At 51.1% G+C, this 12709-nt stretch carries 11 protein-coding genes and 1 pseudogene; 9 read left to right on the top strand and 3 right to left on the bottom strand.

Going from position 1 to position 12709, the window contains the following annotated elements; genetic code table 11:
- Positions 1–924 (bottom strand): annotated as a pseudogene (locus ACIPUG_RS20650) (transketolase); the annotation flags it as partial.
- Positions 925–1334: 410 nt separating this feature from the next.
- Between ACIPUG_RS20650 and ACIPUG_RS20645 the strand changes: the two are divergent.
- Positions 1335–2087, top strand: coding sequence for a M48 family metallopeptidase (locus tag ACIPUG_RS20645; protein WP_010295420.1), 753 nt, complete (start codon positions 1335–1337; stop codon positions 2085–2087).
- Positions 2088–2766: 679 nt separating this feature from the next.
- Positions 2767–3312 (top strand): LuxR C-terminal-related transcriptional regulator, encoded by a 546-nt coding sequence (locus ACIPUG_RS20640; protein WP_014916734.1) that lies wholly within the window; start codon positions 2767–2769, stop codon positions 3310–3312.
- Between the two features lie 58 nt (positions 3313–3370).
- On the opposite strand, the gene speA is transcribed toward ACIPUG_RS20640, so the two are convergent.
- A complete protein-coding gene (gene speA / locus ACIPUG_RS20635) occupies positions 3371–5353 on the bottom strand; it encodes a biosynthetic arginine decarboxylase (protein ID WP_010285791.1) in 1983 nt (660 codons plus the stop codon).
- A 709-nt stretch (positions 5354–6062) separates the two neighbouring features.
- Between speA and metK the strand changes: the two genes are divergently transcribed.
- From metK to ruvX, 7 genes are all read left to right on the top strand, one after another.
- Positions 6063–7214 carry a methionine adenosyltransferase gene (gene metK / locus ACIPUG_RS20630; RefSeq protein WP_039501602.1) on the top strand — a complete coding sequence of 384 codons (1152 nt, stop codon included), beginning with the start codon at positions 6063–6065 and terminating at the stop codon, positions 7212–7214.
- 122 nt (positions 7215–7336) lie between these two features.
- Entirely contained in the window at positions 7337–7849 is a 513-nt protein-coding gene (locus ACIPUG_RS20625; protein ID WP_039285348.1) for a SprT family zinc-dependent metalloprotease, read from the top strand.
- Positions 7850–7945: 96 nt separating this feature from the next.
- Positions 7946–8644, top strand: a complete 699-nt coding sequence (gene endA, locus ACIPUG_RS20620; protein ID WP_010285795.1) for a deoxyribonuclease I — start codon at positions 7946–7948, stop codon at positions 8642–8644.
- A 117-nt stretch (positions 8645–8761) separates the two neighbouring features.
- On the top strand, positions 8762–9496 hold the full coding sequence (gene rsmE / locus ACIPUG_RS20615) for a 16S rRNA (uracil(1498)-N(3))-methyltransferase (protein WP_039501699.1): 735 nt from the start codon (positions 8762–8764) through the stop codon (positions 9494–9496).
- Between the two features lie 11 nt (positions 9497–9507).
- The gene (gene gshB / locus ACIPUG_RS20610) at positions 9508–10467 is read left to right on the top strand and encodes a glutathione synthase (protein ID WP_010285797.1); all 960 of its coding nucleotides are present in this window, start codon (positions 9508–9510) and stop codon (positions 10465–10467) included.
- Positions 10468–10550: 83 nt separating this feature from the next.
- A complete protein-coding gene (locus ACIPUG_RS20605) occupies positions 10551–11114 on the top strand; it encodes a YqgE/AlgH family protein (protein ID WP_039283593.1) in 564 nt (187 codons plus the stop codon).
- Positions 11114–11533, top strand: a complete 420-nt coding sequence (gene ruvX, locus ACIPUG_RS20600) for a Holliday junction resolvase RuvX (RefSeq protein ID WP_014916740.1) — start codon at positions 11114–11116, stop codon at positions 11531–11533. Before ACIPUG_RS20605 ends, ruvX begins: the two co-directional genes overlap by 1 nt.
- Before the next feature lie 96 nt (positions 11534–11629).
- On the opposite strand, the gene fbp is transcribed toward ruvX, so the two are convergent.
- A complete protein-coding gene (gene fbp, locus ACIPUG_RS20595) occupies positions 11630–12634 on the bottom strand; it encodes a class 1 fructose-bisphosphatase (RefSeq protein WP_010285800.1) in 1005 nt (334 codons plus the stop codon).
- Positions 12635–12709: the final 75 nt, after the last annotated feature.

Here is a 12709-nt window from a genome sequence, read left to right as displayed (position 1 = left end):
ATCCCAGGCCGCTTCCTTACGCTGACCGGCCGGTTTCGCATCCCAGGCGGCATAGATATCAGCCGGGATCTCAAACGGCGCATGCGCCCAGCCCAGCTGTTCGCGGGACGCTGCTACTTCTGCATCACCCAGCGGTGCACCGTGGGAATCGTGCGTACCGGCCTTGTTCGGTGAGCCGAAGCCAATCACGGTTTTGCACATCAGCAGCGACGGCTTGTCGGTCACCAGTTGGGCTTCACCGATGGCGCGTTTGATAGCGTCCGCGTCGTGACCGTCTACGCCGCGCACCACGTGCCAGCCGTAGGCTTCAAAGCGGGCGGCGGTATCGTCGGTAAACCAGCCTTCAACGTGACCGTCGATGGAGATACCGTTGTCATCATAAAACGCGGTCAGTTTGCCGAGCTTCATGGTGCCGGCCAGCGAGCAGACTTCGTGAGAAATCCCTTCCATCATGCAGCCGTCGCCCAGGAACGCGTAGGTGTGGTGGTCGACAATCTCATGACCCGGGCGGTTGAACTGCGCGGCCAGCGTACGCTCGGCAATCGCCATACCCACTGCGTTGGCAATCCCCTGACCCAGCGGGCCGGTGGTGGTTTCGACGCCGGCGGTGTAGCCGTATTCCGGGTGACCCGGCGTTTTAGAGTGCAGCTGGCGAAAGTTTTTCAGTTCTTCAATCGGCAGGTCGTAGCCGGAGAGATGCAGCAGGCTGTAAATCAGCATGGACGCGTGGCCGTTGGACAGCACGAAGCGGTCACGGTTGGCCCAGTTGGGGTTGGCCGGATTATGGTTAAGATAATCGCGCCACAGCACTTCGGCGATATCGGCCATGCCCATCGGTGCGCCCGGGTGACCGGATTTGGCTTTCTGCACCCCATCCATGCTCAGCGCGCGGATAGCATTGGCAAGTTCTTTACGAGAGGACATGCTTGACTCCAGATCGGATTGAACGACTGCCCTTCCTGTATAATCATTAAAATCAATAAGTTAAACAAGAATGACAAAATAAATATGATTACAAATGTACATGAAAAGCAGAGGGAATGCACATGGAACCGTGAGCAAAAAACAGGGATTTATCGGCTGACGAATCAATGGCGGTTCTTTTACCAATTAGGCAGTTGATTACAGCGCCATACGCCATGTTTTCTAGTAGGTTCACCTTTATCAACCGCGCCTTTTTGGAACGCACCAAAACAAAAACTCATCGTCGACGAGATATCAGAAGGCATACAAATCAGATTTTCCGATCTATTTATCAATGTCTTTTTCGGGTACCTTAGAGCCGTTTTTTGGGCATTAAAAAAATAAACATTAATCGTATGGAGATGATTTTTATGGCTATTCGTTCTTCTGTACTGGCGCTGTGTGTAGCAACCTTGCTGACTGGTTGCCAGAACTTAAACACCAATACCTTAATGCAATCTGGCGCACAGGCGTTTCAGGCGGCAACGCTCAGCGATGCTGATGTTAAAGCACTCAGCAATCAGTCCTGTGAGCAAATGGATAAAGAAGCAAAGATTGCCCCCGCCGACAGCAAATACACACAGCGCCTGAATAAAATTGCAGATGCGCTGGGTCATGACATCAACGGTACACCAGCCAACTATAAGGTTTATCTGACAAAAGATGTTAACGCCTGGGCAATGGCTAACGGCTGCATCCGCGTCTACAGCGGCCTAATGGATATGATGAATGACAACGAAGTGGAAGGCGTTCTCGGCCACGAAATTGGCCACGTTGCGCTGGGTCACACTCGTAAAGCCATGCAGGTTGCCTATGCGGCGACTGCGGCACGTACTGCCATTGGCTCTGCGGGTGGTGTAGCGGCGTCCCTGTCACAGTCTCAACTCGCCGATCTGGGCGAAAAACTGGTTAATTCCCAATTCTCTCAAACTCAGGAAACGCAGGCAGATGACTATTCCTTCGATCTGCTGAAGAAACGTGGCGTCAAACTGGAAGGTCTGGCAAGCAGCTTTGAAAAACTGGCCAAACTTGATGCCGGTCGTGAGAGTAGCATGTTCGATTCCCATCCTTCATCAGAAGGGCGCGCCAAACACATTCGTGAGCGTATCGCTGCCGAGAAATAATCACACTCGCTGATTACTCGCAAAGAACACACACGGGGGCAATTGAAAAAATCTCAATTGCCCGCTAGTCATCCGACCACTATCATCCCCATCATATTCACGGTAAGCTGCTACATAACCGCTATCGCCAATCGTTTCTATCCTCACAATGATAGGATTTAAGAATTAATAGATATAAATAGATAGCTATTTTCAATCGTATTTACTTTCTGTTCTCTTTTTAAGAAACGAATCTCGGCAGATTTCCTTCCAGATGCTGGGAGCCGCAATCCGCGAATGGGCGGCATACGGAAAAATGGGCAATCGCGATTAGCACAGAGACATACGTCGCAATAAACAAGAATGATGGAGTAACCCCCTGTATTTAAAGATAGAAATAAACCAGTAAATCAAGCATACTATGTTAAACCAATAAAAATTTTTCCAGTTTGATCATATAGATATATGATAAAACCTGTTGTCGCGTCCGCAGGTTTCTCTAGAGGCTCCACCTTTTAGCGATTTAAAGGCATTTCAGGATCGCGATTTCTTAATAACTGGATAACATCAGCAGCGATTATTGGTTTATGGCCACTTTCAGACAATAAACTCATATGTGTTAAAAATCATGGATGTGAGAATTTTCAGTAAATGCAATTTTACCACGGTAGGATTACGGGAAATCCTATCCAGTATCCCTATGCTCTCGATAAAGCCCGTCAACAGGTTTACGCTGCAGCAAGGAAAGAAGAAATGTATTTTCATCATTGACGGTAGCAGCGAGGGCTTTGAGGAATACTACGAGTCGATAAGAACTCACTTTTATAATATGGCGTCGTCGTTCGTTATCATCAATAATTCCCCCAATCACCCTCCCGTGTGCATTGACGAAAAAACGATTCTTATTTCAAAGTCAGCAGCCATCGATTCTTTTTATAAATTACTCGATTTTGTCCACCTTCACGACCGCCGTTTATTCAGTCCCGTCAGACTGTCAAAATCTGAATATGCCGTATTCCAGCATTGGTGTGCGGGCTACACAGCGGAAGCGATTGCCGATATCATCGGATTAAATAAGAAGTCCGTACTGAACAGCAAATCACGATTACTGAATAAATATGGCGTTCAGGATAAAAACTCTTTACTGCTTATTGCCAAAATTATCTTCAAAGACAGCGTCATTGAAGAATTTGATTCCCTTCCAAAACCAGCAACCGATATCAATATGAGTCATTCGACTATCTAAGCGATAGCCGAAAAAAAGGGATGCTCACTCGCATCCCTTTTTACTCACTCAGTCACACTTATTCTTCATCTTCCAAATAAGTATAGCCGTACAGCCCGCTTTCAAACTCTTCCAGGAACTGCGCCTGAAGTTCGGTATCCAGATCGGTTTCTTTCACCTGATCGCGGAAACGGGTCATCAACACTTTGGGGTCAAGCTGCACATATTCCAGCATGTCAGCAACCGTATTCCCTTCGTCAGATTCTTCAATCTCAACGGTGCCATCCTGGAAGACAAACACGTCAACGGTCGACGTATCGCCAAACAGGTTATGCATGTTCCCCAGGATTTCCTGATAGGCACCGACCATAAAGAAGCCCAGCAGCGGCGGGTTTTCTGGATCGTAAGGCGGCATCGGCATCGTCGTCGCGATCCCGTCACCATCGACATAATGATCGATCGTACCATCGGAATCACAGGTGATGTCGAGCACGACAGCACGGCGCTCAGGCGGCTTGTTTAGCCCTTCCAACGGCATTACCGGGAACAGTTGATCGATCCCCCATGCGTCCGGCATGGATTGGAACAGCGAGAAGTTGACATACAGCTTGTCAGCCATCCGCTCCTGTAATTCATCAATGACCGGCCGATGCGCACGGTTGCTCGGATCCAGCTGTTCCTGAATCATCTGACAGATGCTCAGATAAAGCTGCTCTGCTTTCGCGCGCTGCGTCAGATCCAACATGCCGTGCGTGTATTGGGTATGCACATCGTGCAAGTCCATCTGGCTGTCGTGCAGCCATTCACGCAGCGAACGGCGTTTCCCCGGCTGCTTGATTTCTTTCCAGGTTGACCACAGGCTCTCCAGCGCACGCGGAGCGCCTTCTTCCGGCTCAGTCGGGTCACTGAACTCGTTGCGTTCAACACCGATAATATTGGAAACCAATACGGTATGGTGCGCGGTTACCGCACGGCCAGACTCGGTGATGACCGTCGGATGCGGCAACCCATGTTCGTTACAGGCATCACCGATACCCCAAATCACGTTGTTGGCATATTCGTTCAGGCCATAGTTCACTGAACAATCGGACTGCGAGCGCGTGCCTTCATAATCCACGCCCAACCCGCCACCGACGTCAAAGCACTGGATATTCACGCCCAACTTATGCAATTCGACATAAAAGCGCGCGGATTCACGCACGCCCGTCGCGATATCACGGATATTCGCCAACTGCGATCCCAGATGGAAATGCAGCAGTTGCAGGCTATCCAACTTCCCAGCCTCACGCAGCATCTCAACCAGTTGCAGTACCTGGACCGCCGCCAGACCAAACTTGGATTTTTCACCGCCGCTGGATTGCCACTTGCCCGATCCCTGAGAAGCCAGACGCGCGCGGACGCCAAGGCGCGGCACCACATTCAAGCGCTCGGCTTCTTCCAGCACCAGCCGGATTTCGGACATCTTCTCGATGACCAGATAAACCTTGTGGCCCAGCTTTTCGCCGATGAGTGCCAGACGGATGTATTCACGGTCTTTGTAGCCGTTACACACAATCACCGTGCGGGTCATGCCCGCGTGGCCCAGTACCGCCATCAGCTCCGCTTTTGAACCGGCTTCCAGACCCAACGGTTCACCGGAATTAGCCAGTGACTCAATGACGCGACGATGCTGGTTCACCTTGATTGGATAAACCAGAAAATACCCGCCTTCATAACCAAACGATTCGCGAGCCTGTTTAAACGCAGCGTTAATAGAACGCAGGCGATGCTGAAGGATTTGCGGAAAGCAGAACAGCGCAGGAAGGCGCTGATGGTTATCTTTCTGCATATCTTTGACCAGTCTGGCCAGATCGACGCGAGCTTCTGGTACGTCAGGATCCGGACACACGCTAATGTGGCCGAGCTCATTGACGTCATAGTAATTATTGCCCCACCAGGCAATATTGTAAGTACGAAGCATTTCGCTGGCATTACGGTCATTCATGGCAACCTCCTGCATAGAGCGCAAATTTTCATGTTTACCCGTCGCTGACGAGCCGTGATGAATCATGTCGTCAGACATAACGAACCTCTTCTTTTTCTAGACTGCTGATCACATCAGTACCTGAATAAACAGCCCACATGAGCATACCTGCAACATGCGGCATCGACAGTGAAAAAACCGGCGTAGTGAAGTATGCCGTCACTTTATTACTCTTATTAGTGTAAAACACGTTGTCAGGCTCCGTGTTACGGGTCGATAAAACTCGTTGTGAAAATCACCGGGCGAACGTGACCAGAAAGACGCTAAACGCTTCTGGCAGAAAGAATAACAGGCAGGTTAACCAGCCCTGGAGTCCTGTGTCGAATTTAAAGACAGGCTACGTCGAGAAACGGAAAAGAAGGGTTGAGTCGCGGACGCGGTAGCGTCAAAAGGGACATATTGCGAACGCAATATACTCAGTAAACAACGGATCATTAATCCTACCACCTCCACGTGCGCCGCAGGCTATGCGGTCAGCTATCAATAAAAAATTCAAGATGTCGCGGGTTGTATCACCGCTCGCCGTTTATACCTACATGCTGCTGGAAAAGCAAAATGAAAATTACCGCTAGTCATCTCTTGTAAAAGAAAAAACGGCCGATGATAAAAGGACGATGGCGCGCTAATGCGAAAAACTACTGGCACTGAGACCAAAAGGTGACCTAGAATAGCCATCCAGATGTTAATCCGTCTATACCGATTAACTGATACACTGCTTAACGGCTTTGATTTGAAGGTAAAGAAACTCATGGCTAAACACCTTTTTACGTCCGAGTCAGTCTCTGAAGGACATCCTGATAAAATTGCTGACCAGATTTCTGATGCGGTTCTCGACGCCATTCTGGAGCAAGACCCAAAAGCGCGTGTCGCTTGTGAGACTTATGTAAAGACCGGCATGGTGTTAGTCGGTGGTGAAATTACCACCAGCGCCTGGGTCGACATCGAAGAAATTACCCGTCGTACCGTGCGTGATATCGGTTATGTCAATTCTGAAATGGGCTTTGACGCTAACTCTTGCGCCGTACTGAGCGCGATTGGCAAGCAGTCCCCTGATATCAATCAGGGCGTTGACCGCCGCGATCCGCTGGAACAAGGCGCAGGCGATCAGGGTCTGATGTTCGGTTACGCAACTAACGAAACCGACGTCCTGATGCCAGCCCCCGTGACTTATGCACACCGTCTGGTTCAGCGCCAGTCAGAAGTCCGCAAGAGCGGCTCTCTGCCGTGGCTGCGCCCGGATGCAAAAAGCCAGGTTACGTTCCTGTACGACAATGGCAAGATTGCTGGCATCGATGCCGTGGTGCTGTCTACCCAGCATTCAGAAGACATCAGCCAGAAAGATCTGCATGAAGCGGTGATGGAAGAGATCATCAAACCGGTTCTGCCTGCAGAATGGCTGTCTGCCAATACCAAATATTTCATCAACCCAACCGGACGCTTTGTTATCGGCGGCCCAATGGGTGACTGCGGTTTGACTGGCCGTAAAATCATCGTTGATACCTACGGCGGCGCGGCACGTCACGGCGGCGGTGCGTTCTCCGGTAAGGATCCGTCTAAAGTAGACCGTTCTGCTGCTTACGCTGCTCGTTATGTTGCCAAGAATATCGTCGCGGCTGGCCTGGCCGATCGCTGCGAAATTCAGGTGTCCTACGCTATCGGTGTGGCAGAACCCACGTCCATCATGCTCGAAACCTTCGGCACAGAGAAAGTGTCCACCGAGCAGTTGACGCTGCTGGTGCGTGAATTCTTCGATCTGCGTCCTTACGGCTTAATCCAGATGCTGGATCTGTTGCATCCGATTTATCAGGAAACAGCAGCCTATGGTCACTTTGGCCGCGAACATTTCCCGTGGGAAAAAACGGACAAAGCCGCAGAGCTGCGTGAAGCTGCTGGCCTCTAATCTGGCGACTCAATAAAGACCAAACGGCGAATGAAAATTCGCCGTTTTTCATTCCGGCTTCCCCGCATTTCCCTCCGCTTCGCCTATTGCGTCTCCCTGCCACTCAATTTATGCTCACAGCAATGAACACACCCCGAATCCCCATTGCCAGCCATCAGGCCGTAATGCGCTGTCTGCGTGATAAATTGCAGCAGGCTAACCTCACCTTGCAGACGGACTACACCGAGCCAACAGTGAATTACCAGCAGCGCGGTTCAACGGCAGGAACGGCCTGGCTGCAACATTGGGAAATTCGGCTGAATCCCGTCTTGTTGCAGGAAAATCAGCAGGCCTTTATCGATGAAGTCGTTCCCCATGAGTTGGCTCATCTGCTGGTTTATGCACGTTTTGGCCGTGTCGCACCACATGGCAAGGAATGGCGCTGGATGATGGAAAGCGTCCTGCACGTCCCGGCAAAACGTACGCATCGGTTTGCGGTGCAATCTGTACAGGGAAAAACCTTCACCTACCTGTGTGATTGCCAACGGCATGAGCTGACGATCCGCCGGCACAATCGGGTGTTGCGCGGCGAAACAGAATATCGCTGTCGTCGTTGCGGGAAAACCTTACGTCATGATGTAAAAAGTTCTATTTAAAAGGGAATTTCCAGTTTTAAAAACTGCTTTTGCATTTGCCTGCCGACGAGACATCCGGTAGTCTGCCAACTTTACAGCCTGTGGATTATTTGGAATATGCTACGCAAAATTCTCGCTATCGCCGCCGTAGGCGCGGGTCTGTTTTCGGCTACCGCGCTGGGTCAAAACATCAATAATTTTTCGCAGGCAAAGGCCGCGGCTGTCGACATTAATCGCGATGCGCCGGGTTCGTTCTACTGTGGCTGCAAGATTACGTGGCAGGGCAAGAAAGGCACGCCCGACCTTGAGTCCTGCGGCTATCAGGTGAGGAAAAATGAGCAGCGTGCCAGCCGTATCGAGTGGGAGCACGTTGTACCGGCCTGGCAATTCGGCCACCAGCGCCAGTGCTGGCAGGATGGCGGCAGAAAGAACTGTAACAGCGATCCCGTCTACCGAGAGATGGAAACCGATTTGCATAACCTGCAGCCCGCTATCGGCGAAGTAAACGGCGATCGCGGTAATGCCATGTATGGACAATGGAACGGCGGTGCATCCCAATATGGTCAATGCGAGATGAAGGTCGATTTCAAAAATAATCTGGCAGAACCGCCCGCCCGCGCCCGCGGCCAGATCGCACGTACCTATTTCTATATGCGCGACCGCTATCAGTTACGCCTTTCCAGCCAGCAAACCCAGCTGTTCGAAGCCTGGGATAAGCAATACCCGGTCACTCAGTGGGAATGTACCCGCAATCAGCGCATCGCCGCAAAACAGGGAAACCCAAATCCCTACGTTCAACAGGCTTGCCAGCGCTAGTTCGTCTACCTACTATAGCGAATCTGTTTCCAGCAAAACCACCGCCAGATGACGGTGGTTTTGCCTATTTCTGGCGTTTCTGCGCCGCTCTATTTTATTCAAAGGTCTGAATCCAGTATGCGAGTACCACGCATTTTTCATCCCGAAACGCTCCCCCTTAACGGTGGTGAAGTCGAACTGAGTGACGATGCCGCCAATCATGTGGGTCGCGTGTTACGCATGACTACGGGTCAGTCATTGCAGCTGTTTGATGGCAGCAATCATGTCTTTGATGCAGAAATCATCGCGGCTGGCAAAAAGAGTGTGCGCGTTCGCTTCACAGCAGGTAAGTTGGAAGATAAAGAATCGCCCCTACATTTACATCTGGGACAGGTGATGTCGCGCGGCGAGAAGATGGAGTTTACCATTCAGAAATCCATCGAGCTGGGCGTCAATGTGATTACCCCACTGCTTTCTGAACGCTGTGGCGTCAAACTGGATGCCGAGCGTATGGAGAAAAAAATTAGCCAGTGGCAGAAAATTGCGATCGCCGCCTGTGAACAGTCCGGCCGCAATTGTGTGCCGCTGGTGCGGCCAGCGATGACGCTGGAAGCCTGGTGTGCGGAGCAAGACAACGCGTTGAAATTAAATCTGCACCCGCGCGCCACACAAAGCATCAATACGTTACCACTGCCGGTCGCTCGGGTCAGGCTACTGATCGGCCCGGAAGGCGGGCTCACCGCCGGTGAAATTACCATGACCTCCGAACACGGATTCACTGATATCCTGTTGGGGCCACGCGTTTTGCGCACAGAAACCACTGCACTCACCGCCATGACCGCCTTACAGGTACGTTTCGGCGATTTGGGGTAAAGGAGAAAAGAATGATCAAACTCGGTATCGTGATGGATCCAATTGACACCATCAATATCAAGAAAGACACCAGCTTTGCCATGCTGCTGGAAGCACAGCGCCGTGGTTGGGAACTGCATTATATGGAGATGAACGATCTCTATATGCATGCAGGCGTCGCGCGTGCAACAACGCGCCGCCTAAGCGTTCAGTACGATTACGATGGCTGGTACGATTTCTCCGGCGAGCAGGATATTGCGCTGGAAGAGTTGGATGTGGTGCTGATGCGTAAAGATCCGCCGTTCGATACGGAGTTCATCTACGCCACCTATATTCTGGAACGTGCGGAAGAGAAAGGTACGCTGATCGTCAACAAGCCGCAGAGCCTGCGTGATTGCAATGAGAAGCTGTTCACCGCCTGGTTCCCGCATCTGACCCCCGATACGCTCGTTACGCGTCGTGCAGACAAACTGCGTCAGTTCCATGAAAAACACGGCGACGTCATTCTCAAACCGCTCGACGGCATGGGCGGCGCGTCTATTTTCCGTTTGAAGCAGGATGACGCCAACGTTTCGGTCATCATCGAAACGCTGACAGAACACGCGACCCGCTACTGCATGGCGCAAAACTATCTGCCGGCAATTAAAGACGGCGACAAACGCGTACTGGTAGTCGATGGCGAACCCGTTCCCTACTGCCTGGCGCGTATCCCGAAAAGCGGTGAGACACGCGGCAATCTGGCAGCCGGTGGGCGCGGCGAAGCACGTCCGCTAACCGAAAGCGACTGGAAAATCGCCCGTGATGTCGCACCAACGTTAAAAGCCAAAGGCCTGATTTTCGTCGGTCTGGACATCATCGGTGACCGCCTGACAGAAATTAACGTCACCAGCCCGACCTGCGTGCGTGAAATCGAAGCGGCTTACCCGGATGTTTCCATCACTGGCATGCTGATGGACGCCATTGAAAAGCGTCTGGCTGCACGTACCCGCTAAGACCAGAGACACCAGACACACCACTCGGCCCGCGCAATACGGGCCGTTTCTCCAACGCTGACGGATATCGATAAAAATACACAATGAATTTACAGCATCACTTCCTCATTGCTATGCCAGCACTACAGGACTCTGTATTTAAACGTTCGGTGGTCTATATCTGCGAACATAATGAAGACGGAGCCATGGGGCTGATCATCAACAAACCGATGGATCAGTTTTCCGTGGAAAATGTGCTGAAAAAGCTAAAAATAGATCCGACACCGCGCGATCCTGCCATTCGATTGGATAAACCCGTCTTCATTGGCGGCCCACTGGCGGACGACCGTGGCTTTATCCTGCATACGCCCTGTTCCGGCTTTGGTTCCAGCATCAGTATTTCTGAGGACACCATGATCACCACGTCCAAAGACGTGCTGGAAACGCTAGGTACGCCTAATCAGCCGAAAAATACGCTGGTCGCCTTAGGCTATTCCGCCTGGGAGAACGGCCAACTTGAAGAAGAACTGCTGGATAATGCCTGGCTGACGACGCCAGCCGATAAAGACATTCTGTTCCATACGCCAATTGCCGAACGCTGGCGGGCGGCGGCCAGAAAGTTGGGTATCGATATTCATAATATCTCCACCGAAGCAGGACATGCCTGATGGCCAGCAGAACCATTCTTGCCTTTGATTTTGGGACAAAAAGTATCGGTGTCGCCATCGGTCAGGAAATTACCGGTACAGCGCGTGCACTGACGTCGTTCAAGGCGCAGGAAGGGATACCCGATTGGCAAAAAGTAGAGAAGCTGTTGTCAGAATGGCAGCCCGATCTGGTCGTCGTCGGCCTGCCGCTCAACATGGATGGCACAGAACAACCTCTGACGGCACGGGCGCGGAAGTTCGCTAACCGACTACATGGCCGTTTTGGCATCGCGATTGAGTTACACGATGAACGCTTGAGTACGGTAGAAGCGCGTGCCGATCTCTTCGAACGCGGTGGTTTTAAAGCGTTGGATAAAGGTAGCGTAGACGCTGCCTCTGCGGTGATTATTCTGGAGAGCTGGTTCGAAGCACAGCGTTAAAAGACAATCCCGTGTAGCCGAATATCCGACCACACGGGACTATATTGATGACTAATTAATTGATAATTAATTAGTATTAACGCCTAATTAATGTAATTAGGCGTCTGGGAATTCACGGATGAAACGTTCGACGTCATCAACCATGGATTCTGTTCCTACAAAGAACGGTGAACGCTGGTGCAGTTTCTCCGGCGTGATATCCAGAATACGGTTTTTACCGTCGCTGGCCTTACCGCCCGCCTGCTCCGCCAGAAACGCCATCGGGTTGCATTCGTACAGCAAACGCAGTTTGCCTTTCGGATAGCTCGCCGTGCTTGGGTACAGGTAAATTCCGCCTTTCAGCAGATTACGGTGGAAATCTGCAACCAGTGAACCGATGTAACGCGACGTATAAGGACGCTGCGTCTCTTCATCCTGCTCCTGACAGTATTTGATGTATTTCTTCACGCCGACAGGAAACTTGATGTAGTTCCCTTCGTTGATGGAATACATATTCCCTTTTTCCGGGAAGCAAACTTTTTCATGCGAGAGACAGAACACACCGAGCGACGGATCGTAGGTAAAGGCGTGAACGCCGTGACCCGTGGTGTACACCAGCATGGTTGAAGAACCGTAAACGATGTAGCCCGCAGCAACCTGCTGACTACCCGGCTGCAAGAAATCAGCTTCCGTGACTGACGTTCCCAGCGGCGTAATACGGCGATAAATAGAGAAAATCGTACCGACGGAGACGTTTACATCAATATTCGACGAGCCGTCCAGCGGATCCATCAGAACGACATACTTGGCATTTTCCGCCTTATCACCTTCAAAGATAACAATTTCGTCTTCTTCTTCGGAGGCAATACCTGCCACTTCACCACGCGCCTTTAATGCCGCTTTCAGTTTCTCATTGGCATACAGATCAAGCTTCATCTGCACTTCGCCCTGAACATTCGAAATACCGCTGGCTCCCAGGATATCAACCAAACCCGCTTTATTGATATCACGGTGAATAATCTTGGCACCCAGTTTAATAGCAGACAGCAGCGCGGTAAGCTCACCTGTGGCGTGAGAGAAATCGTGCTGTTTTTCGACGATAAATTCGCCTAACGTTTTCATAACACTATTCCAGAATCTACGGATGAAAAGCGGTTTCATTTCTGCACCGCCAACGTTTGCGCATGCAGTGTAGCC

The sequence above is a fragment of the Pectobacterium sp. CHL-2024 genome, from assembly GCF_044751765.1.
Taxonomy (GTDB): Bacteria; Pseudomonadota; Gammaproteobacteria; order Enterobacterales; family Enterobacteriaceae; genus Pectobacterium; species Pectobacterium brasiliense.
This window is presented reverse-complemented; position numbering and strand designations above follow the sequence as displayed.

Coding starts and splice junctions, on each gene's coding strand:
- ACIPUG_RS20645 (WP_010295420.1), top strand. CDS start 1,335: ATGGCTATTCGTTCTTCTGTACTGGCGCTGTGTGTAGCAACCTTGCTG.
- ACIPUG_RS20640 (WP_014916734.1), top strand. CDS start 2,767: ATGCTCTCGATAAAGCCCGTCAACAGGTTTACGCTGCAGCAAGGAAAG.
- speA (WP_010285791.1), bottom strand. CDS start 5,353: ATGTCTGACGACATGATTCATCACGGCTCGTCAGCGACGGGTAAACAT.
- metK (WP_039501602.1), top strand. CDS start 6,063: ATGGCTAAACACCTTTTTACGTCCGAGTCAGTCTCTGAAGGACATCCT.
- ACIPUG_RS20625 (WP_039285348.1), top strand. CDS start 7,337: ATGAACACACCCCGAATCCCCATTGCCAGCCATCAGGCCGTAATGCGC.
- endA (WP_010285795.1), top strand. CDS start 7,946: ATGCTACGCAAAATTCTCGCTATCGCCGCCGTAGGCGCGGGTCTGTTT.
- rsmE (WP_039501699.1), top strand. CDS start 8,762: ATGCGAGTACCACGCATTTTTCATCCCGAAACGCTCCCCCTTAACGGT.
- gshB (WP_010285797.1), top strand. CDS start 9,508: ATGATCAAACTCGGTATCGTGATGGATCCAATTGACACCATCAATATC.
- ACIPUG_RS20605 (WP_039283593.1), top strand. CDS start 10,551: ATGAATTTACAGCATCACTTCCTCATTGCTATGCCAGCACTACAGGAC.
- ruvX (WP_014916740.1), top strand. CDS start 11,114: ATGGCCAGCAGAACCATTCTTGCCTTTGATTTTGGGACAAAAAGTATC.
- fbp (WP_010285800.1), bottom strand. CDS start 12,634: ATGAAAACGTTAGGCGAATTTATCGTCGAAAAACAGCACGATTTCTCT.